A 21692-nucleotide genomic window follows, 5' to 3' on the forward strand; every position below is an offset into this window, starting at 1 on the left:
AAAGGCGCGGGATCATCCCGCGCCTTTTTCAATTCTATCTCGCTAAAATCAGGCGGTGATCTTGCGAAGGCCGTCTTCGTTCGCTTGCTGCACAACCGGACGGGTGTGGCCGCCGGCAGCGATGATGCGATCAATGCGGGCTTTTTCAGCGCGGAAGGCTGCCAGTTCGGCACCCGACAGGATCGTACCTTCTTGGGTACGGACGCTGTTCGGATTGATGCGCTGGCCGTTGCGCCACATTTCATAGTGCAGGTGCGGGCCGGTCGAGTTGCCGGTGTTACCGACGTAACCGATCACTTGACCTTGGCTGACGCGCTGACCGGCGCGAATGCCCGAGGCGTAACGCGAAAGGTGGGCGTAGCCGGTTTCCAGACCGTTCGAGTGACGAACGCGGATCCAGTTGCCGTAGCCGCCCCAGCGACGGGCTTCGACGACGACGCCGTCAGCCGGTGCGATGATCGGCGTGCCGGTCGCGGCCGAGAAGTCGGTGCCCTGGTGCATCTTGCGATAGCCCGAGATCGGGTGGACGCGGACGCCATAGTTGGAGCTGACACGACGGAAGCTTTGCAGCGGCGTACGCATCATGACCGAGCGCACGTTCTTACCGGTGCTGTCGAAATACTCGACCTTGTTCGAACCCGGGCGCTGGAAGCGGTAGAAGACGTGGCCCTTGAGCTCTGCATAAAGCAGGTCGCCGGTCTCGATGGTGCGGCCCGACTCCGTGACCGAGCGGTCAAAGACGAGGGTGAACTCGTCGGCGGCGCGAACGTCGCGCTGCATGTCGAACTTGTGGGCGAACAGTTGGCTGGCGCGGCGTACCACAGCGGTGGTGGCGCCCAGTTCGCGAGCCGAAGCCGACAGCGAACCTTGAACCTTGTCGCGGGCGACGACAGTTTCCTGCGTCACCTTTTCGTCCAGCGAGCGCAGTTTCAGCGCGCCGTCAAAGCTGCGCGAAACGGTAAGCTGGCTGGCAGGGCCGGTCCGCATGGTCAGGCCGATGAGGCGGGCCTCGCCCACGCCACCGCGCGGACGGGACACTGCGGTCTCGAACTTGGCACCGGCGCGAATGTCTTTGAGGTCGAAAGCGCTGGCGATCGTAGCGGCAACAGCGCTGGCATCGTCGGCGGCTACACCCGAGCGGCGAATGGCCTGCTCGAAAGTTTCACCACGACGGATTTGAACCGGAACCGCCTCGGGGGCGTTAAGACCGGCAGGAGCCGCAGCGGCCGCATAGGCCTGCGTTTCCAGATAGGCAGTTTGCTGAGGGGTCAGAACCGGCAGTTCCTGGACCTCTGACGCGGCGAAGGGTTTGCCCGCAACCAAGGCGATGCCAATGGCTGCCACTGTGGTGAGCATGTGAGGGGCAAGCCGCAACGGTTGGCGGCGAGGATCGAACTGGGCCATTTTTCCCCGGTATTCGACGACGCAAATTGCGCCCAACGAAATCTGGTTCCCGTCTCCTTCCCGAGAGACGTGAAGCGGACTTTATAGACCGACTGTCTCAGGATGGGAAGCGACGATTGTTACATTCAGTTAACAAGCGTTCTGCTCGTTTCGATTTGGTTCCTTTCTACGAGTCTTTTGGCCGAAATTAGACGATACGATCAAAGTCGGAACAGGTAACATATCGCCAACCGCCATCTGGAACGGCCTGTCATGACTTATTGGTGCCTACATTAAATGAGTAAGCCGAACCGGTCGTTAACGTCGGAGGAATGAACTTCGGGCGTACTTGAGATTTGTTTGTCCCGGTGGTTCTGGGTCGTTAGAAGTCAGCGCTGTGAGTGATCAAATTCCTGAACAAACCTCAGAGCCGGCTTCTAAAGACGGGTCCGTAAAGGCCGTCGGTAAATCTCGTCTGCCCGGTCGTATCGGTACGGGACTGACGATCGGCGGTCTGGTCGTGGCCTTGGGCCTGGGCGGACTTTACATTGGCCGCCGTGCCGTGGCCGAAGAAGTGCTTGTCGGATGGCTGCACCGCCGCGGTATCGCCGCCGACGTCGAAGTCCAGCGTATCGAATGGGACGGTTTCACCGGGCGCATCACTGTCGGCGATCCGGAAAACCCCGACGTGCGCGTCGAGCGTGTCGAGGTTGATTACCTGATCGGCATGCCGTGGATGGCTGGCGGCCTTGGCGTGACGCCGCGTCGCGTGCTTCTGGATCGGCCGGTCATAAAGGCGGAGTGGACAGGAAAGAAGGTCTCATTCGGCTCGCTTGATCCACTGATCGAAGAGTTCACCTCTCGCCCGCCGGGACCCAAAAAGCCGGGGCCACTGATTATCGTCAATCAGGGCACAGCTTTGCTGACGACGCCGTATGGCGCGATCACCGCGACCGCAGACGCGCGCGTCAACGACGAACGACTGGAGTGGCTGAAGGCGTCCCTGAACCCTGCCGATCTGAAGCTCAATGACCTCGAAGCCAAGGGACTGGACGCGCGCATCGAAGCGCGCGGTGGTCGCGACAGCCTCGACTTCACCCTGGTGTCGTCGGCGCGCTCGCTACAGGCGTCAGGCACAACCGGCGAGAAGGTCAGTCTCGATCTCAAGGGACAGCTTCCCTATCCGCGCAAAGGCGAAGCCAAGGCGGTCGGCACCGTGACCCTCGACGCCAAAGCCAATGTGGAGCGGATTGCGGGCGACCAGATCGCCGGTCGCGGCGTCAATGCCACTCTGGGATGGAAGGGCCAGCTTGATGGGTGGATCGACGCCTTCACCCTCAATGGTCAAGGCTCTCTCAAGGCGACCGCCGATTCCCTTGCGAGCGGGGACCAACAGCTGACGGCTGCGACGCTCATCGCCGACAGTGTGGCCGGTGCCTTTTCGCGCGGACAGCCGGGTCAGAGCGATAGCCGCCTGAACTGGCGTCTCGAAGGTCCGACACGCCTGCGAGCAGCCAGCCTGCGTAGCGGGCAGACGGTGGTGCGTCAGGCCGACCTTTCGTCCGGACGTCTTCTGGCTGGCGGCGATGGCAAGCTGTTCGAAGCGCAAGGACCGCTGACACTGGCCGCGCAGACGCTGGATTCCGGTGACCTGAAACTTCGGGACGTGCGGGGCCAGTTCCGTCTGGACGCAGTGCGCGGATTGGCAACCCGAGTCGCGCTTCAAGGTGGGTTGGCGGCCAACGGCCAGTTCATGGGGCTGGGTGATGTCACGCGAGAGGATGCGCCGCAGATGGCGCGCCTGAAACAGGCTGCTCGCAACTTCCGCTTCTCCGCCCCGAACCTGACATTTGCCCAGACTAATCGCGGGAACGCGCTGCAACTGACCGCCCCCGCACAGGTTGTTTCGGCCAATGGTGCGCGACTGACGTTCCAGCCCAAGGACGGGCCTCTGCTGCAACTGGCGGGCGGGGCACCGCACGGTTCGGCGCGCCTGACGCTGGAGGGCGAGGGTTTCCCGAAGCTCAATGTCGATGTCAGCCAATGGCAGATGGCTGATGGCGGCTTTAGCGCCCGTCTCAGGGGGGACGGCGCGCTGGACTTTGATCCTGTCAGCGGCATCGCTCTGAAAACCGCCGGACGTCTTCGGGTGCGCAATGGCACCACCGACTATACCGCCGATGGCTGCGCCGATCTCCGCGCCGCGTCGGTCGATATTGGCGAGAACGATCTGAAGCGTATTCAGGGCCAACTCTGCGCAGCAGGCCAGCCGCTGTTCACGATGCGTCAGGGGCAATGGCAACTGGCGGGTCGCCTGCAGCAAACGCAGCTGGCCGCACCCTTTGCCGGTATTGATCTGGACAACGGACGAGGCCGCCTTGTTGTAGCCGGCCGTCAGGGACAGACCACGCTACGCCTTACCGGCATCGAAGCAACGCTGGCCGACATTGTGGCCGATAGCGACGCACAGGCCCGATTCAATCCCGCGCTGGCCAAGGGTGAGGTCGTACTGGCCAATGGCATCTGGAGTGGGAATCTGGCGCTGAGCCGCGAGGGGTATCACGTCGCAGACCTTGTGCTGGACCACCGCGTGGCCTCCGGCGAAGGCGGCTTGAGAGTCCATACCGGGCCATTGGACTTCACCGCGGGTGGTCTGCAACCCACCAGCCTCAGCCCGATGCTCTCGGATTTTGTCGGCAGTCCCGCGACGGGCCGTATCAATCTATCGGGACAGTTCCGGTGGAACCCGCAAGGGGCCACAAGCGACGGCAAGTTGTATGTCGAAGGCATGACCTTTGACACCCCTATGGGGCAGGTATCGGATCTGTCCGGACAGGTGGCTTTCACCGATCTTTTGAACATGACCATGGCCGAGGATGCGGTGTTCACCGCACGCAGGCTGGATGCCTTCCTGCCTGTCGAGAACCTGAACTTGCGGGCGCGTACGCGCGACCGTGCCTTGGTGCTGAGCGAGGCGGCGGTTTCGATTGGCGGTGGCCGTGTGCGCGCTAGTTCGGTGGTTATCCCGTTTGCCCGCGGACAGGACGTGACCGGCGTCATGCATCTGGAAAACCTGCAGGTGAACGATCTGTTGGCCGCAGCGAACCTGCGCGACAAGGCTTCCTTCCAGGCAGCGCTGACGGGCGATATCGGCTTCCGCTATAATGAGAAGCTGGGTTGGCAGATTGAATCGGGAGAACTGACCTCTAACGAGGGACGCCTGGAGATCGACCCTGATGTGCTGACCGGCATGTCGGCGGGGGGGGGAGAACTGACGACGGACGTGCCTGCTACGGTCGAACTGCCGCCGAATGCGATGCAGGATCTCGCTTATCAGGCACTGGAAAACTTGGCCATCGACTCCCTGAAGGCCGAGGTGCAGTCCCAGCCCGGTGGGCGTCTGGGCATCAAATTCGTCATCGACGGCCGCCACGATCCCGCCGTTCGCAAAGAGCTGCGCGTGTCGTTGTTTGACCTGCTGCGCGGCGACTTCATGAAGAAGCGTCTGGATCTGCCGTCCGGTACGCCGGTTATCCTGACACTGAACACAAGTTGGAATGCCAATGAGCTGGCGACCGAAATCTTCAACGTCATGAGACGTCGCTTCGAGGACCAGCAGGCATCCGCCCCGCCCGCCATCACGGTGACCTCGCCCGATGGAACCCCTTAAGCACGCTGGCGATTTCATTCACCAGCCATTCAGGCGTAAGGTGGCTCTATCACCTCACGCGCACGGATAAACCGGAGACTACGCAATGTTGGATAAACGCCAGTTCACCGCCCTCGCCCTATCCGGGGCTGTGGTTGGTGTTGCCGCCTGTGCGCCGACGGTGAAGGTTGCTTTCGACAAGCCGCTTGAGATCAACGCCAATCTCAACGCGAACATCCACATCAAGCTGGACGCCGAGCTTCAGAAGCTGCTCCAGCAAAACCCGAACCTGTTCTAATAGGAGGCATAGAATAATGGCCTACCGCAAACTTTTCATCGCTGTCGCTGCAGCTGCCGCATTGGGCGTTGCCGGTGGCGTAATGGCGCAGACCGCTGGCCAGAAAGCTCTGGTCGATGCTGCCAAGGCCGAGGGCAAGGTCGGTGAGCAAGCTGACGGCTATCTGGGCATTCGCACTTCGGTCGAGCCGGATACCCGCGCAGCCGTAGAGGCCGTCAACAGCGGTCGCCGCCAAGTGTACTCACGCGGTGCTGCCGAGGCTGGCACCACGGTCGAGGTGGCTGCTACCCGCATGTTCGAGACGCAGCTTCTGCCGCGTATTTCCTCGGGCCAGTGGTACCGCAACGCCCAAGGGCAGTGGGTCCAGAAGTAAGTCTTCTGTCTTTGCGCTAAAATATCGGATGGCCGGTCTCTGGAACAGGGACCGGCCATTTTGCATTCAGAAACAGGACGGTGCGATACATTCGGGTGAAGATGTATGGTGCCGATGAGCGGGGCATCGTCACTGTTGCACCACCTGTGAACGGGAGAGGCGCTATGCGCACAGTTTTGGCAATCGCGACCCTGGGTCTGGCGCTGGCGGCGTGCAAGCCGACTGCCGAAGGGCCGAATAATGCCCCGGAAGCCAATGCGGCCGCTGTCCCACTGAAAATCGGCGAACTCTCGCTTAACGGCCCCATCCGTGCGCTTGGCAACGAACCGTTCTGGCATGTCGATATCGATCAGACTTCGATCACCTTCGCCCGTATGGACGGTACGCCTGTGTCGGGGGCCGGAGCTACGCCCAAGGTAACCGGCAATCTGGCTGTTTGGGAAACCACCCTGCCGGATCAGAAGCCACTGGTTGTGACCCTGACCGGCACGGATTGTTCAGACGGGATGAGCGATCGCATCTATCCGCTGGCCGCCATGGTGAAGGTTGGCGACGAGACCTTGCAGGGCTGTGCCGCAACTGTAGAGGCGCTGGAGCGTGCCTCCGAATCCGGCCGCGTCGAATAGCCCTTAGCGGCGGGCCGAATCCGACGAGTTGGTAACCGCACGACCAGCAGCCTGAACGTCGCGACCAACGCCCGCAATGGTGTTGCACGCAGCAGTGGTCAGGGCGATGGCGATTGCGCCCAACGCAATGAATTTACGCATGTTTTGCCTCGTTTGAAACGAATGATGGGAAAGTTCGGGTGACAACCGGCGTTCGCCCAATATAGAAAGATCGGAACTATCCAGCCGGTCATCACGACCCGAGCTATAAGCTGTTTTCAAACGGATATCCGATGACTGCAACCCCTGTGTCATGCGCCCGTCGACTGGTCGAAACTCTCGTTGCCAACGGCGTGGACAAGGTGTTCTGCGTACCGGGTGAAAGCTATCTGGCCGTGCTGGATGCACTGTCCGATGTACTCGACAAGATTGCGGTCATCGTCTGCCGCCACGAAGCCGGTGCCGCTAACATGGCCGAGGCCTATGGCAAGCTGACGGGCAAGCCTGGTGTCTGCATGGTGACGCGCGGTCCGGGAGCGACCCATGCGTCTATCGGCATCCATACGGCCCATCAGGACTCGACGCCCCTCATTATGTTTGTGGGCCAGATTGCTCTGTCGGACCGCGGGCGCGGCGCGTTTCAGGAGGTCGACTACCGCGAGGTGTTTGGTGGTCTTGCCAAATGGGCGACCGAACTGGAAAGCCCCGAGCGCACGGTTGAAGTGGTCGAGCGGGCATTTTCCACCGCACTTCAGGGGCGCATGGGGCCGGTGGTCGTCGCGCTTCCCGAAAACCTTTTGCACGAGGACGGTGGTCCGGCTCCGGTGCGCCCTGTTGTTCCGGCGCGTGCGGCGCTTGATCCCGCGTTCGTCGCTCAGGTCGCGGACAAGCTGAAAGCGGCAGAGCGCCCGCTGCTGGTGCTGGGTGGTTCGGGCTGGAGCGAAGAGGCGACCACGTCCATCGCGGGCTGGGCCGAGCGTTTGGGTCTTCCGCTGGCGCTGTCGTTCCGCCGCAAGGATCTGATCAGCAATCTCCACCCCTGCTATGCGGGTGATCTGGGCCTTGGGCCGAACCCCAAGCTGATTGCCCGGGTCAAGGATGCGGACCTGATCATCGCCATCGGCGCGCGTCTGGGTGAAAACCCCACGCAGGGCTACACCTTGTTGGACCGCACCCGCACGGCACAGACCCTGATCCATCTGCATCCGGGTGCAGAGGAGTTGGGCCGCGTCTGGGCACCTCTGCTTTCGGCGACGGCGGACAACAGCCTGGCCGCGCTAGCGCTGTCGCAGATCGAGCCGGATCGTCTGTGGCACGATCAGGCCAAGGCCGCTCACGAAGAATTCCTCGCCTTCTCCACGTCGATTGAAACGGTCGGCGCTGTTAACATGAGTGAAGTGATCGCCCACCTTGGCGAGGTATTGCCCAAGGATGCGATCCTGACCAACGGCGCGGGCAATTTCGCCGCGTGGCTGCATCGCTTCCACCGCCATCAGGCGCGCGGGACCCAGTTGGCTCCAACCTCGGGGGCTATGGGCTATGGCTATCCGGCGGCCCTGTCAGCCAAGGCGACGGCTCCACATCGCGAAGTGGTCTGCATCGCGGGCGATGGTGACTTCATGATGAGCGCCAATGAAATGGCCACGGCCGCTCAATACGACATCGGGGCTATCGTTGTGGTCGTGGACAACGGCACCTTCGGCACCATCCGTATGCATCAGGAAGGCCATTATCCGGGCCGCGTGATCGCGACCGATCTCAAGAACCCCGACTTCGTTAAATATGCCGAGGCCTTTGGGGCGTTCGGTATTCGGGTGACGGGTACGGGCGACTTCCCCGCAGCCTTCGCCAAGGCGCGCGAGGCTGCGGCGAAGGGACAGCCAGCGCTGGTGCATCTGGTGACGGATGCCGAACAAATCTCGCCCGCCAAAACCATCACCCAGCTGCGCGGTGGGTAAGGGAAGGGCGCGGTGGCGTCATCCTGACGTTCATTTCAACTCGGCGTAATCTTGTAACGCCAACGCTTTGCTGAAACTGTGCTCTCCGGAGTTTTGTAACGAGGGGAGCGCTGATGCGCCGTATTCTGATTTCTTCGGTGGCCGCACTGGCCCTGTGTGGTGTTGCGGGTGCCGCGGTCGCGCAAAACGCGCCAGCCGCTGCGACGGCACCGGCCCAGAGCGAGGACGCGCGGCTGGCGGCGTGGTTCGAGGCGGCCTATCAGGCGCGTCTGGCGCTCAGCCCGCAGGGCATGACCTCGATGGGTATGAAGACCGACTATGACAAGTTGGACGACAACTCCCCCGAGGCCCAGGCTCGCAGCATGGCCATGGCCGAGGCCCAACTGGCCGAGCTGAAGTCGTCGTTCGACGTCTCCAAACTTTCGCCCCAGAACCAACTGTCGGTGCGTCTGTTTGAATATCAGGTTCAACAGGGCCGTCTGTCTGACCAATGGCGCGACTGGGGCTATCAGTTCGCGGCCAACGGAAACCCGACCACGGGCCTGCCGGTCTTTATGATCAACAACCACCGCGTGGATAATGTGTCCGATGCCGAGGCCTATGTGGCCCGTCTGGCGGATACCGAACGCTATATGGGGCAGGTGGCATCGACCCTGCGCGAGCGCACCGCCAAGGGCATTGTCTCGCCGATCTTCGTGTTCGAGCCGTCGTTCGCCAACACCCGCGCCGTGATCGCCGGCGCACCGTTTGACGGGGGGGCAGAGAACCCGGTTTGGGCCGACTTCCAGAAGAAGGTGAACGCCCTCTCGACCGATCAGGCCACCAAGGACCGGCTGCTGGCTTCGGCACGCGAGGCTCTGACGGGCCCTTACAAGCGCGGTTTCGAGACCGTTCTGGTCGCGCTGGGCGAAGCTCAGGTCAAGGCCGACAGTAATGACGGTGTGTGGCGTCTGCCCGACGGCGAGGCTTATTACAACGCGCGCCTGCAACTCTCGACCACCACCACCCTTACGGCCGATGAAATCCACAACATCGGTCTGGCCGAGGTCGCCCGCATCCAGAAGGATATGGAGAAGATCAAAGAGCAGGTCGGCTTTACCGGCTCCCTGCAAGAGTTCTTCACCTTCATCAAAACCGACCCGCAGTTCCAGTACCCGAACACGCCCGAGGGCAAGGAAGCCTTCCTGACCGACGCGCGTGGCTATGTGAACCGCGTGATGGAAATCGCGCCGCAGTGGTTCTCCATCCTGCCGAAAGCCAAGCTGGAAGTGCGCGCGGTTGAACCGTTCCGCGAAGCGACCGCCTCCATCGCCTTCTACAACCGTCCGGCACCGGACGGCTCGCGTCCGGGCATCTACTATATGAACCTGTCGGACATGACGCAGGTTCTGAAGCCGCAGGTTGAAGGCATCAGCCTGCACGAAGGTGCCCCGGGTCACCACTTCCAGATCGCCTATGCTCAGGAAATGGAGGGCGTGCCGTCCTTCCGTCGCTTCGGCGGATACGGCGTCTATTCCGAAGGCTGGGGCCTGTACTCCGAGCAACTGGGCAAGGAGATGGGCTTCTACCAAGACCCGTACTCGGACTTTGGCCGCCTCTCGACCGAGCTGTGGCGCGCTGTGCGTCTGGTGCTGGACACCGGCCTGCACGCCAAACGCTGGAGCCGTGAGCAGGCGATGGACTATTTCCGCCAGAACTCGCTGCTGTCGGAACGTGACATCCAGAAGGAAGTCGAGCGCTACATCACCAACCCGGGTCAGGCGACCAGCTACAAGATCGGCGAACTGAAGATCTTCGAGCTTCGTCGCAAGGCGCAGGCGGCACTGGGCGACAAGTTCGACATCCGTGACTTCCACACCGTGGTGCTGGGCTCCGGTGCCGTGCCGCTTCAGGTACTGGAAGAACAGGTCGATGCGTGGATTGCACACGGTGGCGGCCAGCCCGCCCTGTAATATCGACGACTTATTAGACGGGCAGGGGCGGAAGGTTCAGACCTTCCGCCCCTCGCTTTTTGGGGGTGTGGAGGGTAAAGGGCGCGCCATGGCTTTTACCGCAACCGTCCTGACCATGTTCCCCGAGGCTTTTCCCGGTCCGCTCGGCGTTTCGCTGATCGGTACGGCGTGGCGCGAGAAGGGGCTGTGGAATCTGGAAACGCTGGACATTCGAGCGTTTTCCGAGGATAAGCGCGGCTTCCTGGACGACACCCCTGCGGGTGGCGGTCCGGGTCAGGTACTCAAAGCGGACGTGGTGGCGCGGGCTCTCGATAGCTTGCAAGGTCCCCCTCGGCCGCTTTTGTACATGAGCGCACGCGGTCGGCCCCTGACGCAGGCGCGAGTGAAGGAATGGGCGAAAGCCGACGGTATCGTCGTGCTGTGCGGCCGTTTCGAGGGGGTGGACCAGCGGGTACTTGATGCGCGCGGGTTCGAGGAGGTCTCCGTCGGAAACGCGGTCCTCGCCGGTGGCGAGGCGGCGGCAATGGTGGCGATCGAGGCGTGCGTCCGGTTGGTTCCGGGGGTCTTGGGTGCGGCGGAAAGCCTGTCGTCCGAGAGCTTCGAGGACAACCTGTTAGAGCATCCGCAGTACACGCGACCGCGGACGTTCGAAGGCCACGACATTCCCGAGATCTTGCTGTCGGGCGATCATAAAAAGATCGCAAAGTGGCGGCAGGAACAGCGGGAACTGACTACGCGGGAACGGCGCCCAGACCTCTGGGAGCAGCATCTCGCCAACTTACAGGTAAAGAGCAAATAAGCTCCGGAGATAGACTATGAACATCGTTCAACAGCTCGCAGCTGAAGAAAAAGCCCGCCTGCTCGAAGGCAAGACCATTCCTGACTTCCAGCCGGGTGACACCCTGCGCGTGAACGTCCGCATTAAGGAAGGTGAGCGCGAGCGCATCCAGGCCTTCGAAGGCGTCTGCATCGCCCGTGACGGCGGCGGCATCAACGAGACCTTCACGGTCCGCAAGATTTCGTTCGGTGAAGGTGTGGAACGTCGCTTCCCGATCCTGTCCCCGAACGTTGACTCGATCGAAGTCAAGCGTCGCGGCGTCGTCCGTCGCGCCAAGCTGTACTACCTGCGCGACCGTCGCGGTAAGTCGGCACGTATCGCCGAGCGTCAAACCGCTCGTAAGGTCGTCGTTCCGACCACCGGCGAAGGCTCGACCGAAGCTTAAGTTTAGCCCTGGGCTAGATATGAAAAACCCCGGCGAAACCGCCGGGGTTTTTTATTGCCTCAAGAGTGGCCGACATCCGCCGTCAGGGCCGCCAGATCCGCCTCGCTGAGCGGCAACTGCTCCAGTCCGCGTCGCACGATGTCGCGCGTGGTGGCCGACAACTGGGTGTCGCTAGCGGCGCGTTCAAAGCGCGCGCGGACCTGTTCTTCAGACGACTGGATCAGTTGGTAGATTGTGCCCTTCTGGCCCAACACTGCCTGTTTGAAGCCACTGAAAGCGCGCGAAGCCTTGGCCAGAATAGAGCCATTGTCCTCGGGCGAGCCACCACGGGCGCGAACCTCGCCCTTGAGGGTCTCTGCAAGGGCAAGATACTGCGAAGCGCGCCTGTCGAACCATTGGCCATAGCGTGGCTCGTCAGAGTTGGTGGCGGCGTCTGCATAGCCGTCGGCGCAGTCTATCAGGGCCTCGATCAGTCCATTCAGGACTTTGACGTCGTGGTCATTCGCACTCATGGGCACACTCCGCTAGCGTTACTCGGCTGATGAGAACTCTTGGGCGGGCCTAATGGTTGCCCGTCAGAGCTGGGTACGCAAAGACCAAAGTTCCGGGAAACAGCGGCGTTTTAATGTCTCGACCAGATAGCCGACCCCGTCGGTCCCGCCGGTCCCCTGACGGCGGCCGATGATGCGTTCCACCGTGACGACATGCTTGTGCCGCCAGGTCAGAAGGGCATCGTCCAGATCGACCAGCTTTTCGGCCAGTTGGTACAGGGGCCACCACTTCTCGGTATTGCGATAGACCTCCAGCCACGCGGCTTCGACGCCCTCGTGCGGCTCGTAGCTTTGCGAGACGTCGCGGTTCAGAACCTCTTCCGGCACAGGCACGCCTGCGAGCGATAGCTGGCGCAGGGCATCGTCATACAGACTCGGTGCCTCGATTGCGGTCACCAGAGCGGCATGGGCTTCGGACCGTTCCACATGGAAGCGCAGGAAGCGTGGGTCCTTAAGGCCCAGCATCGTCTCCAGACGGCGGAACTGGTCGCTCTGGAAACCCGACGAGCTACCGAGATCACCACGGAAGCGCAGGTAGTCAGCCGGCGTCATGGTAGCGAGAATGTCCCAGCTCTGGGTCATGACCGACTGGATGCGGCTGACGCGCGCCAGTGACTTATAGGCTGGCACCAGATTGCCGGCGCGGATCAGGCTCTGCGCCAGTGCCACCTCGTGCAGGATCTGCTTGAGCCACAGTTCCTTTGTCTGGTGGATGATGACGAACAGCATCTCGTCATGCTGGTCCGAGCGGGGGTTTTGCGCGTTCAGCAGCGCGTCGAGCGAGAGATAGCCTGCATAGGTGATGCCCTGCGGCTCATGGCGCGCATTCTCGATGGAATGGCTGCGGATATTTTCAGATGACTCTGTCATGGCAGATATATCGCCTGATCCGCAGCGACTGGCCAGACGATAGCGCCAATTGAAAAAGCCCCGACCGAAGCCGGGGCTGATTTCACCAAGTCTGGAGACTTAGTTGGTGTTGTTGCTCTGCGAAGCGTTCTGGGCCAGCTGGCGGCCCTCGTTCAGAGCGTTGCGTGCGCCGTTATAAACGAAGCCGTAGGTCGGGTAGATGGTGGTGCCCAGAGCGTTGCTAGGGTTGTACCAGACCTTCACGCGGCTCCAGTTTCCTTCAGAAGAGACGTCGACGACCGTGACATTCTCTTCGACCTTACCGCGGCTACCGCCCCAGTTGGCGTGGGTGACGCGGATAACGCGATCGGTCAGAACGTCGGAAACAACAGCAACGTGACCGGACTGCATGCGACCATGTGGTTGGAACACGAGAACCGAACCGGTCTCTGGTGCGTTACCTGTACGGAAGCGGTCGACAGCTTGGCGCCACCAGGTCCAGGCGTCACCGAAAATCTGAATCCCGGAGAACATCCGGGCGAAGGTGACGCATTGCCAGTAAGGATCACCTGCTTGGGCAGGGGCCGGATTAATGGCAAAAATTCCGAGTGCAGCCGCTAGCGTGGCAGCAGTGAGCCGTTTCATCAACTGGCGTGCTCCTGTCTGTTGTTCTGTTGGTAGCGAAGTCGTAGCCGAACTTTTCGTGACTTTGAAGCAATGTTTCAAAGTGCAACGGAAAATCCAATGCCGGACAGTGGGTTTAAAAGGTTAATCAGCAGTTAACCTTGGCTGTATTGCATCATGCTGCAACCGCGTAAGGGCGGGGGTTTGCGCCGGTGCGGAAATGCGCGAAACCCGTCACAGAGGTTTGCATTTATGCGGATAGAAAAATCCACAGCTAATGCCAGCTTAGCCGGTCAAACGGCACAGAATGTGGAGGTTGCCATGAGCTTTCTGGATGAACTGATGGGTAAGGGCGGCCTTCCGGGCGGTGCAGATGCCATCGGCGGTGTGCAGGAATTGATCCAGTCTCAGGGCGGCGTTCAGGGCCTGACCCAAAAGTTTAGCGCGGGCGGCTTGGGTGATATTGCCAAGTCTTGGCTAGGCGGCGGGAACAACCTTCCGATCTCGGCCAGCCAGCTTGAAGGCATTCTGGGTTCGGGACCGATCGGGCAGTTTGCGCAGAAACTTGGCGTCTCGCCCGCTCAGGCTGCCAGTGTGCTGGTCATGGCTCTGCCGATCATCATCGACAAGCTGACGCCGGACGGTGATGCCGCCAACCCAAAACAGGGTGTGGACATGGGCGACATCCTCGGGGGTCTGCTGGGCGGTGCCGGTGGTGGCGCAGGCGGTGGCCTCGGCAGCATCCTTGGCGGACTGCTGAAGAAGTAATTATGCCTCGGTGTCGTATGTGACGCCGGTCAGATAGAGGCCGTCCGACGGTGCCACTGCTCCACATCGCGTGCGGTCAGCGGCATCGAGGGCGGCCTTGAACTGTTCTGGCGTCCAGCGGCCTAGGCCCACCTCGGCCAGCGAGCCCGTCATGGATCGCACCTGACGGTGCAGGAAGCTGCGGGCCTCGAACACCAGATGAACCTCGTTGCCGACGCGGGTCACGCGGGCGATGTCCATGGTCTTGATCGGGCTTTGCGCCTGACATTGGGCATCGCGGAAGGTGGTGAAGTCGTGCTGGCCCAACAGGTATTGGGCGGCCTCGTTCATCGCCTCGGCATCCAGCGGCTTTTTGACGTGCCAGACGTGGCCCTGCTCGATGGCAGGGCGGCCGGGACGGTTGAGGATGCGATAGAGGTATTTGCGACCATTGGCGGTGAACCGCGCATGCCATTCGTCGCTGACGGGCACGCAGTCCAGCACCGACACCCGTTCGTCCAGCATGTGGGCGTTCATGGCGTTCATGACGGTGCGGGCCGGCCAGTCCTTGTACAGATCGACATGGCAGGTCTGGCCCGTGGCATGCACGCCCGTGTCGGTACGGCCAGCCGCAGCGATACGCACATCCTGACCGCTGAAGGCCTTAATAGCAGCCTCCAGCGCGCCCTGAACCGTTGGTTGGTCCTTCTGCGCCTGAAAGCCGTTATAGGCCGCGCCGTCGTATTCGACCGTAAAGCGGTAGCGGGGCATTTTTAAGCGAAGACCGTGCCGGTGGCGATCTTGAAGCCGTTGAGCAGTTCGACCCCTGATTGCTGGGCCTTGCCCGCACGCTGGGCACGGATCAGGCGAACGGCACCCTCACCGCAAGCGATAGTCAGGTCTTGATCCTGCAGTTCGCCAGCCTTGCCTGCACCGTCGACCACTTCCGACAGAAGCGCCTTGATACGAACAGGCTCGCCCTCATGCTCGACCTCGAACCATGCACCGGGGAACGGCGACAGGCCGCGGATGTGGCAATCGACTTCCGACGCAGGGCGGCTCCAGTCAATGCGGGCCTCTGCGGGGGTGATCTTCTTGGCGTAGGTGACTTCGCCGACTTGTTCGACTTCCTGTGCGCCACCGCGCTCGATAGCCGCCAGCGCACGCGACCACAGGGCCGCACCCGTGTGGCTCATACGCTCGGACAGCGAAGCTGCGGTGTCGGTCGGATAGATGTCGAGGACTTCCGACAGGATGATCGCACCCTCGTCCAGACCTTCGCTCATACGCATGACCTGCACGGCGGTCTGTTTGTCGCCTGCCATGATCGCGCGTTGGATCGGTGCGGCACCGCGCCAACGCGGCAGCATCGAGCCGTGTAGGTTGAAGCAGCCCAGTTCAGGCGCTTCCAGCACTTCGGTTTTCAGGATCTGGCCATAGGCCACGACGATGGCGGCATCCAGATCCAGCGACTGGAACTGGGCAATAGCCTCGTCTGATTTCATGGATTCCGGCGTGAAGACCGGCAAGCCCATCGACTCTGCAAAAGCATGGACGGGCGAAGGGGTCAGCTTTTGGCCGCGGCCCTTGGGGCGTGGCGGCTGGGAATAGACCGCGACGATCTCGTGACCGGCGGCAATCAGCTCGGCCAGCGACGGCACGGCAAATTCGGGGGTTCCCATAAAGGCGAGGCGCATAGTGACTCCTTGGCCCGCGAAAGCTCAGGTCAGGGTGTCAACGCGGGCGGACCCCGCCTTTATAGGATGCGTGAACTTACTGCCAGCGGGTGTGGGTGGAACCGTCCAGATCCCATGCACCGCCAGCGTCCAGAGCGTCGTCGAAATCGAGCAGACGATCCAGCAGCAGGCCGGCAATGACGCCGATGGCGGCGACGCCCACGATGGTCGCAGCCGAAGCCACGCCAACCTTGGCGGCGCGGGTCATCGGGCGACGGGACTGGACTTCACGGCGTTGGCGACGGGACATTAGGCAGCCATCCTCTGGTGTTTCTTGACCTTGGTCACAGCACGGTCGCGGCGCAGGCGCGACAGGTGATCGATGAACAGAACGCCATTCAGGTGGTCCAGTTCATGTTGGAAGCAAACCGCATAAAGGCCGTCGATCTCTTCCTCGATCTTTTCGCCCTGATAATTCAGGTACGACACGCGAACGCGGGCCGGACGCTCGACCGCGTCATAATAGGACGGGATCGACAGGCAGCCTTCTTCGTAAGGCAGGGTTTCCTCGGACGCCCACAGGATTTCCGGATTCACGAAATAGCGCGGATTGCGCGAAGCCTTTTCGGCCTCTTCGCCTTCCAGACCTTCAGGGACTTCCTTGTCGCCGAGGTCCATGACCACCACGCGTTCCAGCACGCCGATTTGCGGCGCGGCCAGGCCGATGCCGGGGGCGTCGTACATGGTTTCCAGCATGTCATCCATCAGCGCACGGGTTTCGTCCGTAACGCTGGCGACCGGTTCGGCAACGGTCTTGAGGATGGCCAGATCGGCCGGAATGTCGATGGTCAGAATGCGTCGGATAGCCATGATCGGGAGGTAGGGTCTGCTGGTGACAAGGTCAAGGAAAGCGCGACCTTGGCACCATAGTATCACATTTGGGACAAAGGTGCTGCCGATCAGCCCAGCGGCGAGACGTCCGGGATGGGGCGTGGCTTGCGGTCTTCGTCGATGGCGACGTAGGTGAAGATGCCCTCGGTCACGCGGACGCTCTCGTTTTCGGCCTGACCGCGAGCACGCTTCCAGGCCTCGACGTGGACGCGGATCGAGGTCCGGCCCGTATGGATGATGCGGGCGTAGATGGTCACCTCGTCACCGATGGTCACCGGCTGGTGGAAGACCATGCCATCCAGCGCCACGGTGGCGCAGCGGCCACCGGCCCGCTCGAACGCAGGCGTGGCACCGTGCAAGTCCATCTGCGCCAGAAGCCAGCCGCCGAAGATATCACCGTCAGGGTTGGTGTCGGCCGGCATGGCAATAATGCGGCCGTACGGCTTGGTGGTCGGCAGCGAAGGGGGGTTGTTGGCGTCGGTCGTCATGAGAAATCCGTCAGGGCCCGGAGACGAAACTGGGGGCGGGCCTTTGTTGCATCGCAAAATGAACTCGCTTCATGCAAACGGCAAATCACCTTGGGTATCGGGATGAAACGCTTGTGCAGTCCTGATGCGGGTGCTTCACAAGTCCAATGAAGATGGCTCTCGTCTATCCGTTGGCGGCTGTGGCCGAGATCGCAGGCTGCTTTGCCTTCTGGGCTTGGCTCAAACTGGATCGCTCACCTCTGTGGTTGGTGCCCGGGGTAGCCAGTCTGATCGCTTTCGCGTGGCTTTTGACGCTCGTGCCGTCGGAGGCGGCAGGGCGGGCGTTTGCGGCCTATGGCGGGGTCTATATCTGCGCGTCTCTGGTGTGGATGCGGGTGGTGGAAAAGACCACGCCTGATCGCTGGGACCTGCTGGGCGGTGCAGTGTGCCTGATCGGGGCCGCCATTATCCTGTTTGGCCCTAGAGGGTAGCGAGGAAGGGCGGCAGGACCTCCGTCGCGTGACCATACAGGTGCTCCGAAAAAAGGTTCTGTCCGACCGTCGGCTCCAGATTGATCTCGACCGTCCGTGCGCCCGCCATGCTGGCCAGCTGCACAAAACCGGCGGCGGGATAGACGTTGCCCGACGTGCCGATGGACAGGAACAGGTCGCACTCCGACAGCGCTTTTTCGATCTGCGCCATTTCGAGCGGTATCTCTCCAAACCAGACAATGTGCGGGCGCAGATAGCCGGACGGATCAAACGGCGACGGGTGGTAGGGTTGCAGGTCGCTGTGCCAGTCCATGACCTTGCCGGTGCGGGTACAGCGAACCTTGAGCAGTTCACCGTGCATGTGGATCAGGGAAAAGCCGGCTGCGGGCATGATCTGCTGATGGGCGCGGTCATGCAGGTCATCGACATTCTGGGTCACGAGGGTGAAGTCGCCCTGCCAGCGCGCCGCCAGTTCGGCCAATGCCAGATGGGCGGCGTTCGGCTCGACTTCTGACAGGAAGGCGCGGCGCAGATTGTAGAACTCTTGCACCAGCGCGGGGTTGGCGGCGAAGCCTTCGGGCGTGGCCACTTCCTCGACGCGGTGTCCCTCCCACAGGCCGTCACTGGCGCGGAAGGTCGGCACGCCGCTCTCGGCAGATATTCCGGCTCCGGTCAGGACGACGATGTTCATGTCTTAGGTCCCCTGTTGGCTCAGATGGTCGTGCAGCCAGTCGATCATAGCCCGCACCTTGGGTGGAACGTGACGCGGGTGTGGATGCACGGCCCAGACACCTTCGTCCGGAGGACGCTGTTCGTCCAGAAGGGAAACGAGCTGGCCGCTGGCCAACGCCTCGCGCACATAGAAGTCGGGCAGTTGGCAAAGGCCCAGACCCTGTACTGCGGCGTCCAGCACCGCCGTGCCAGAGTTGCAGCGCCAGCGGCTGAGCGGGGTCAGGGTCACTTCGCGCCCGCCCTCGGTAAAACGCCATTGCTGGGACGAGCCGCTGAGGGTGTCGTGGCTGGCAATCTCGGACAGGTCACGCGGTGCCCCGCGACGGCTGAGGTAATCGGGGCTGGCGCACATGATCAGCGAGCGCGAGGTCAGTCGCCGTGCCATCAGGCGCGAGTCTGTCAGGTGGCCGAAACGGATGGCGAGATCATAGCCTTCGCCGACCATATCCCGCAGGCGGTTGTCCAGATCGAGGTCGATGCGAAGCTCGGGATATTGCCGCGCAAAGGCATTGACGGCGGGGGCAATGAACCGCTCGCCATAGGAAACTGAACACGTCATCCGTAGCAGGCCGCGCGGGGCATGGTCATCCGGCTGGATGGCGGCCAAAGCCTCGTCGCGCTCGTCGATCAAGCGGCGGCAACGGGCCAAAAACTCGCGCCCGGCATCGGTCAGCTCTACACGGCGGGTGGTGCGGTGCAGCAATCGGGTCTGCAACCGGTCCTCCAGCCGTGCAATCTCGCGACTGACCGCAGAGGTCGACAGCCCGAGCCGTCTGGCCGCGTCCGAAAAGCTGGCCTGCTCGGCCACAGCCGTAAACTCGTCGATGCCGTCCCACCTGCTCATGGGGATGTTGCAGCAGGATTGTTGCTAATACGCAATAATGTTTTGCGGTTGTTACCGGTAGGCGCGAACCCAAACGCAGCGTAAAAAGGTCCACAACGATAGACCATCTTGGGACTTTTGCCCTCAAGTCGCGAGGCCCCGCGGGCCGAGCATAGGGCGTCCTGAAAGGACACAAACAATTATGAAATCTCTTGCCGCCGTAGCGTTCGAAGCCAAAAAGCCGCTGGAGATCGTCGAAGTCGATCTGGAAGGTCCGCGCTTTGGTGAAGTCCTGATCGAGATCAAGGCCACGGGTGTCTGCCACACCGACGCCTACACCCTCGATGGCCTGGATTCGGAAGGTCTGTTCCCGTCGATCCTCGGCCACGAAGGCGCGGGCGTTGTGGTCGAAGTCGGCCCGGGCGTGACCAGCCTCGAAGTCGGCGATCACGTGATCCCGCTCTACACGCCGGAATGCCGCCAGTGTAAGTCGTGCCTGTCGCGCAAGACCAACCTGTGCACCTCGATCCGTGGCACGCAAGGCAAGGGCCTGATGCCGGATGGCACCTCGCGCTTCTCCTATAAGGGCCAGACCATCCACCACTACATGGGTTGCTCGACCTTCTCGAACTTCACCGTCATGCCCGAAATCGCCGTGGCGAAAATCCGCAAGGACGCGCCCTTCGACAAGGCCTGCTACATCGGCTGCGGCGTGACCACGGGCGTGGGCGCGGTGACCAACACCGCCAAGGTCGAGCCGGGCTCGAACTGCGTGGTCTTCGGTCTGGGCGGTATCGGCCTGAACGTCATTCAGGGCCTGAAGATGGTTGGCGCTGACAAGATCATCGGCGTTGATCTGAACGGCGATAAAGAAGAGTGGGGCCGTCGCTTCGGCATGACGGATTTCATCAATCCGAAGAACGTTTCCGACGTCGTGGCCGAGGTCATCCGTCTGACCGACGGCGGTGCGGACTATACCTTCGATTGCACCGGCAACACCGAAGTCATGCGTCAGGCGCTGGAATCCTCCCACCGTGGTTGGGGTGAAAGCATCATCATCGGCGTCGCAGAAGCCGGCAAGGAAATCTCGACCCGTCCGTTCCAACTGGTCACCGGCCGCGTCTGGCGCGGTTCGGCCTTCGGTGGTGCGCGCGGCCGTACCGACACGCCGAAGATTGTCGACTGGTACATGGACGGCAAGATCGAGATCGATCCGATGATCACCCACACCTTCGGTCTGGAAGACATCAACAAGGCTTTCGATCTGATGCACGAAGGCAAGTCGATCCGTTCGGTCATCGTCTTTTAAGACATAGTTGCCAAAAGCAACTCACTAAGTCTAAGCTCCCCTCGATAATGATATCGAGGGGAGTTTTTTATGATTTCGCACGTCATTCTGGGGGCGATTGATCTGGATGCGTCCAAGACTTTCTATGACGCGGTGCTGGGGGCGCTGGGCCATCACAAGGGTCGCAAAATTCCGGGCATTCCGCGCGTGATGTATATGACCCGCAACGGCACCTTCGGCATCACCCTGCCGATCAATGGCGAACCGGCGACCTTTGCCAACGGCAGCACCATCGGTTTTGCCGCCGAGAACGAAGAGGCTGTGCGGGCCTTCCACCAAGCGGGCATCGAGAACGGCGGCGTGCATATCGAAGAAGACCCCGGCGTTCGCGAAACGCCCTTTGGCAAACTCTGCCTCGCTTACTTGCGCGACCCCGCAGGCAACAAGATCTGCGCCATGTATCGTCCGGAATAGGACGACACGTCCGCTAGGGTGGGTGGGGCGGACATGGTAAGTGCCCTGATCCCCCTGAAGACTTGTGAGCCGACATGAGATCGAAGTCCGCCCTTTTCGCCGGTATTGCGGCCCTGAATTTGTCGTTGGCCGCCTGCGATCGCACCCCGCCGCAGATGAAGGGCCCGACGCCGGAAGAACAGGCCGCGGCCCGCGCGTGGGAAAAGGAAGATGTGTGGCTCTATATGCCGGACCACATCGTCAAACAGCGCGTCGATGAAAAGTCCCTGACCCCCTATATGGATCAGGTGACCGCCGCTGCAGAGGCCGTGTTGAACGCCGCCCCGCGTCAGGCGGGGTCGTCCAACATGCTGCTGGTGATGATCAAGCCGGGCAACCGCGCCAAGACATGGATTGTCAGCAGCAAGCCCGAACTGTCGCCCGATCTGGTCACTGCCGTGACCGTGGCGGCCAATGGCGTGGCCGCGCCGTCTGTGACCGGTGGTCCGGTGCTTGTGGGTGTGCGCTTCAAGGCTTTTGGCGGGGGCGAGCCCTTGATCAGCGAACGCCCGCCGATCCCCAAAGACTGGTATCAATATTTTGGCGACAAGGGCCTGCTGGACGATGCGTTCATGGCCCGCGTCTGGCCTGACTGACCG

General features: G+C 61.8%; 25 protein-coding genes. 13 read left to right on the top strand and 12 right to left on the bottom strand.

Annotated elements, in window-relative coordinates; all coding sequences use genetic code 11:
• Positions 1–48: 48 nt before the first annotated feature.
• A complete protein-coding gene (locus tag LOX95_RS03230) occupies positions 49–1404 on the bottom strand; it encodes a M23 family metallopeptidase (protein WP_242913014.1) in 1356 nt (451 codons plus the stop codon).
• A 376-nt stretch (positions 1405–1780) separates the two neighbouring features.
• Between LOX95_RS03230 and LOX95_RS14265 the strand changes: the two genes are divergently transcribed.
• The 4 genes from LOX95_RS14265 (at position 1781) to LOX95_RS03250 (ending at position 6329) form a co-directional block, all read left to right on the top strand.
• Entirely contained in the window at positions 1781–5053 is a 3273-nt protein-coding gene (locus tag LOX95_RS14265) for an intermembrane phospholipid transport protein YdbH family protein (RefSeq protein WP_242913015.1), read from the top strand.
• An 85-nt stretch (positions 5054–5138) separates the two neighbouring features.
• Positions 5139–5330, top strand: coding sequence for a YnbE family lipoprotein (locus tag LOX95_RS03240; protein ID WP_242913016.1), 192 nt, complete (start codon positions 5139–5141; stop codon positions 5328–5330).
• A 16-nt stretch (positions 5331–5346) separates the two neighbouring features.
• Positions 5347–5703 carry a YdbL family probable chaperone protein gene (locus LOX95_RS03245; RefSeq protein WP_242913017.1) on the top strand — a complete coding sequence of 119 codons (357 nt, stop codon included), beginning with the start codon at positions 5347–5349 and terminating at the stop codon, positions 5701–5703.
• Positions 5704–5867: 164 nt separating this feature from the next.
• Positions 5868–6329, top strand: a complete 462-nt coding sequence (locus tag LOX95_RS03250) for a COG3650 family protein (RefSeq protein ID WP_242913018.1) — start codon at positions 5868–5870, stop codon at positions 6327–6329.
• A gap of 3 nt (positions 6330–6332) precedes the next feature.
• Here the strand turns inward: LOX95_RS03250 and LOX95_RS03255 are convergent, their stop codons facing one another.
• Positions 6333–6470, bottom strand: coding sequence for an entericidin A/B family lipoprotein (locus LOX95_RS03255; RefSeq protein ID WP_242913019.1), 138 nt, complete (start codon positions 6468–6470; stop codon positions 6333–6335).
• A 131-nt stretch (positions 6471–6601) separates the two neighbouring features.
• On the opposite strand from LOX95_RS03255, the gene LOX95_RS03260 reads away from it, so the two are divergent.
• The 4 genes from LOX95_RS03260 to rplS all read left to right on the top strand — a co-directional run bounded on the left by LOX95_RS03260 (position 6602) and on the right by rplS (position 11441).
• Positions 6602–8266, top strand: coding sequence for a thiamine pyrophosphate-binding protein (locus LOX95_RS03260; protein ID WP_242913020.1), 1665 nt, complete (start codon positions 6602–6604; stop codon positions 8264–8266).
• A gap of 113 nt (positions 8267–8379) precedes the next feature.
• Complete coding sequence (locus tag LOX95_RS03265) at positions 8380–10218, top strand: DUF885 domain-containing protein (RefSeq protein WP_242913021.1); 1839 nt, start codon at positions 8380–8382, stop codon at positions 10216–10218.
• 88 nt (positions 10219–10306) lie between these two features.
• A complete protein-coding gene (trmD, locus tag LOX95_RS03270; RefSeq protein ID WP_242913022.1) occupies positions 10307–11017 on the top strand; it encodes a tRNA (guanosine(37)-N1)-methyltransferase TrmD in 711 nt (236 codons plus the stop codon).
• A gap of 16 nt (positions 11018–11033) precedes the next feature.
• Entirely contained in the window at positions 11034–11441 is a 408-nt protein-coding gene (rplS, locus tag LOX95_RS03275) for a 50S ribosomal protein L19 (RefSeq protein ID WP_167178502.1), read from the top strand.
• 59 nt (positions 11442–11500) lie between these two features.
• On the opposite strand, the gene LOX95_RS03280 is transcribed toward rplS, so the two are convergent.
• From LOX95_RS03280 to LOX95_RS03290, 3 genes are all read right to left on the bottom strand, one after another.
• Positions 11501–11953 carry a PA2169 family four-helix-bundle protein gene (locus tag LOX95_RS03280; RefSeq protein WP_242913023.1) on the bottom strand — a complete coding sequence of 151 codons (453 nt, stop codon included), beginning with the start codon at positions 11951–11953 and terminating at the stop codon, positions 11501–11503.
• 63 nt (positions 11954–12016) lie between these two features.
• Positions 12017–12862 carry a tryptophan 2,3-dioxygenase gene (locus LOX95_RS03285; RefSeq protein ID WP_242913024.1) on the bottom strand — a complete coding sequence of 282 codons (846 nt, stop codon included), beginning with the start codon at positions 12860–12862 and terminating at the stop codon, positions 12017–12019.
• A 99-nt stretch (positions 12863–12961) separates the two neighbouring features.
• Positions 12962–13486 carry a CHAP domain-containing protein gene (locus tag LOX95_RS03290; protein ID WP_242913025.1) on the bottom strand — a complete coding sequence of 175 codons (525 nt, stop codon included), beginning with the start codon at positions 13484–13486 and terminating at the stop codon, positions 12962–12964.
• Between the two features lie 231 nt (positions 13487–13717).
• Here LOX95_RS03290 and LOX95_RS03295 point away from each other — a divergent pair, with 231 nt between their 5' ends.
• Positions 13718–14233, top strand: a complete 516-nt coding sequence (locus LOX95_RS03295) for a YidB family protein (protein WP_427846563.1) — start codon at positions 13718–13720, stop codon at positions 14231–14233.
• Here the strand turns inward: LOX95_RS03295 and truA are convergent, their stop codons facing one another.
• The 5 genes from truA to LOX95_RS03320 all read right to left on the bottom strand — a co-directional run bounded on the left by truA (position 14234) and on the right by LOX95_RS03320 (position 17267).
• Positions 14234–14983, bottom strand: a complete 750-nt coding sequence (gene truA, locus LOX95_RS03300; RefSeq protein WP_242913027.1) for a tRNA pseudouridine(38-40) synthase TruA — start codon at positions 14981–14983, stop codon at positions 14234–14236.
• A gap of 2 nt (positions 14984–14985) precedes the next feature.
• A complete protein-coding gene (gene fmt, locus LOX95_RS03305) occupies positions 14986–15909 on the bottom strand; it encodes a methionyl-tRNA formyltransferase (protein ID WP_242913028.1) in 924 nt (307 codons plus the stop codon).
• A gap of 76 nt (positions 15910–15985) precedes the next feature.
• Positions 15986–16198, bottom strand: coding sequence for a hypothetical protein (locus tag LOX95_RS03310; protein ID WP_242913029.1), 213 nt, complete (start codon positions 16196–16198; stop codon positions 15986–15988).
• Entirely contained in the window at positions 16198–16758 is a 561-nt protein-coding gene (def, locus tag LOX95_RS03315) for a peptide deformylase (protein ID WP_242913030.1), read from the bottom strand. The genes LOX95_RS03310 and def overlap by 1 nt, the downstream gene beginning before the upstream one ends.
• Before the next feature lie 89 nt (positions 16759–16847).
• Positions 16848–17267 carry an acyl-CoA thioesterase gene (locus tag LOX95_RS03320; protein ID WP_242913031.1) on the bottom strand — a complete coding sequence of 140 codons (420 nt, stop codon included), beginning with the start codon at positions 17265–17267 and terminating at the stop codon, positions 16848–16850.
• Positions 17268–17413: 146 nt separating this feature from the next.
• Here LOX95_RS03320 and LOX95_RS03325 point away from each other — a divergent pair, with 146 nt between their 5' ends.
• The gene (locus tag LOX95_RS03325) at positions 17414–17737 is read left to right on the top strand and encodes a YnfA family protein (RefSeq protein ID WP_242913032.1); all 324 of its coding nucleotides are present in this window, start codon (positions 17414–17416) and stop codon (positions 17735–17737) included.
• Here the strand turns inward: LOX95_RS03325 and LOX95_RS03330 are convergent.
• Positions 17727–18428: an NAD-dependent deacylase gene (locus LOX95_RS03330; protein ID WP_242913033.1), complete on the bottom strand. Its 702-nt coding sequence runs from the start codon at positions 18426–18428 to the stop codon at positions 17727–17729. The genes LOX95_RS03325 and LOX95_RS03330 overlap by 11 nt on opposite strands.
• Positions 18429–18431: 3 nt before the next feature.
• Positions 18432–19313, bottom strand: coding sequence for a LysR family transcriptional regulator (locus LOX95_RS03335; protein WP_242913034.1), 882 nt, complete (start codon positions 19311–19313; stop codon positions 18432–18434).
• A gap of 181 nt (positions 19314–19494) precedes the next feature.
• Here LOX95_RS03335 and LOX95_RS03340 point away from each other — a divergent pair, with 181 nt between their 5' ends.
• The 3 genes from LOX95_RS03340 (at position 19495) to LOX95_RS03350 (ending at position 21689) form a co-directional block, all read left to right on the top strand.
• Entirely contained in the window at positions 19495–20601 is a 1107-nt protein-coding gene (locus tag LOX95_RS03340; protein WP_242913035.1) for an S-(hydroxymethyl)glutathione dehydrogenase/class III alcohol dehydrogenase, read from the top strand.
• Between the two features lie 69 nt (positions 20602–20670).
• Entirely contained in the window at positions 20671–21054 is a 384-nt protein-coding gene (locus LOX95_RS03345; protein WP_242913036.1) for a VOC family protein, read from the top strand.
• A 74-nt stretch (positions 21055–21128) separates the two neighbouring features.
• Positions 21129–21689: a hypothetical protein gene (locus LOX95_RS03350; protein WP_242913037.1), complete on the top strand. Its 561-nt coding sequence runs from the start codon at positions 21129–21131 to the stop codon at positions 21687–21689.
• Positions 21690–21692 lie beyond the last annotated feature (3 nt).

This window comes from Brevundimonas pishanensis (genome assembly GCF_022750635.1).
Classification (GTDB): domain Bacteria; phylum Pseudomonadota; class Alphaproteobacteria; order Caulobacterales; family Caulobacteraceae; genus Brevundimonas; species Brevundimonas pishanensis.

What these genes read in the sequence shown, in the direction of transcription:
- LOX95_RS03265 (WP_242913021.1), top strand. Translation starts at nt 8,380, where the DNA reads ATGCGCCGTATTCTGATTTCTTCGGTGGCCGCACTGGCCCTGTGTGGT.
- LOX95_RS03320 (WP_242913031.1), bottom strand. Translation starts at nt 17,267, where the DNA reads ATGACGACCGACGCCAACAACCCCCCTTCGCTGCCGACCACCAAGCCG.
- LOX95_RS03290 (WP_242913025.1), bottom strand. Translation starts at nt 13,486, where the DNA reads ATGAAACGGCTCACTGCTGCCACGCTAGCGGCTGCACTCGGAATTTTT.
- LOX95_RS03260 (WP_242913020.1), top strand. Translation starts at nt 6,602, where the DNA reads ATGACTGCAACCCCTGTGTCATGCGCCCGTCGACTGGTCGAAACTCTC.
- LOX95_RS03330 (WP_242913033.1), bottom strand. Translation starts at nt 18,428, where the DNA reads ATGAACATCGTCGTCCTGACCGGAGCCGGAATATCTGCCGAGAGCGGC.
- LOX95_RS03325 (WP_242913032.1), top strand. Translation starts at nt 17,414, where the DNA reads ATGAAGATGGCTCTCGTCTATCCGTTGGCGGCTGTGGCCGAGATCGCA.
- LOX95_RS03245 (WP_242913017.1), top strand. Translation starts at nt 5,347, where the DNA reads ATGGCCTACCGCAAACTTTTCATCGCTGTCGCTGCAGCTGCCGCATTG.
- LOX95_RS03340 (WP_242913035.1), top strand. Translation starts at nt 19,495, where the DNA reads ATGAAATCTCTTGCCGCCGTAGCGTTCGAAGCCAAAAAGCCGCTGGAG.
- LOX95_RS03345 (WP_242913036.1), top strand. Translation starts at nt 20,671, where the DNA reads ATGATTTCGCACGTCATTCTGGGGGCGATTGATCTGGATGCGTCCAAG.
- LOX95_RS03350 (WP_242913037.1), top strand. Translation starts at nt 21,129, where the DNA reads ATGAGATCGAAGTCCGCCCTTTTCGCCGGTATTGCGGCCCTGAATTTG.
- fmt (WP_242913028.1), bottom strand. Translation starts at nt 15,909, where the DNA reads ATGCGCCTCGCCTTTATGGGAACCCCCGAATTTGCCGTGCCGTCGCTG.
- trmD (WP_242913022.1), top strand. Translation starts at nt 10,307, where the DNA reads ATGGCTTTTACCGCAACCGTCCTGACCATGTTCCCCGAGGCTTTTCCC.
- def (WP_242913030.1), bottom strand. Translation starts at nt 16,758, where the DNA reads ATGGCTATCCGACGCATTCTGACCATCGACATTCCGGCCGATCTGGCC.
- LOX95_RS03230 (WP_242913014.1), bottom strand. Translation starts at nt 1,404, where the DNA reads ATGGCCCAGTTCGATCCTCGCCGCCAACCGTTGCGGCTTGCCCCTCAC.
- LOX95_RS03240 (WP_242913016.1), top strand. Translation starts at nt 5,139, where the DNA reads ATGTTGGATAAACGCCAGTTCACCGCCCTCGCCCTATCCGGGGCTGTG.
- rplS (WP_167178502.1), top strand. Translation starts at nt 11,034, where the DNA reads ATGAACATCGTTCAACAGCTCGCAGCTGAAGAAAAAGCCCGCCTGCTC.
- LOX95_RS03280 (WP_242913023.1), bottom strand. Translation starts at nt 11,953, where the DNA reads ATGAGTGCGAATGACCACGACGTCAAAGTCCTGAATGGACTGATCGAG.
- LOX95_RS03255 (WP_242913019.1), bottom strand. Translation starts at nt 6,470, where the DNA reads ATGCGTAAATTCATTGCGTTGGGCGCAATCGCCATCGCCCTGACCACT.
- LOX95_RS03250 (WP_242913018.1), top strand. Translation starts at nt 5,868, where the DNA reads ATGCGCACAGTTTTGGCAATCGCGACCCTGGGTCTGGCGCTGGCGGCG.
- truA (WP_242913027.1), bottom strand. Translation starts at nt 14,983, where the DNA reads ATGCCCCGCTACCGCTTTACGGTCGAATACGACGGCGCGGCCTATAAC.
- LOX95_RS03295 (WP_427846563.1), top strand. Translation starts at nt 13,718, where the DNA reads ATGCGGATAGAAAAATCCACAGCTAATGCCAGCTTAGCCGGTCAAACG.
- LOX95_RS03335 (WP_242913034.1), bottom strand. Translation starts at nt 19,313, where the DNA reads ATGAGCAGGTGGGACGGCATCGACGAGTTTACGGCTGTGGCCGAGCAG.
- LOX95_RS03285 (WP_242913024.1), bottom strand. Translation starts at nt 12,862, where the DNA reads ATGACAGAGTCATCTGAAAATATCCGCAGCCATTCCATCGAGAATGCG.
- LOX95_RS03310 (WP_242913029.1), bottom strand. Translation starts at nt 16,198, where the DNA reads ATGTCCCGTCGCCAACGCCGTGAAGTCCAGTCCCGTCGCCCGATGACC.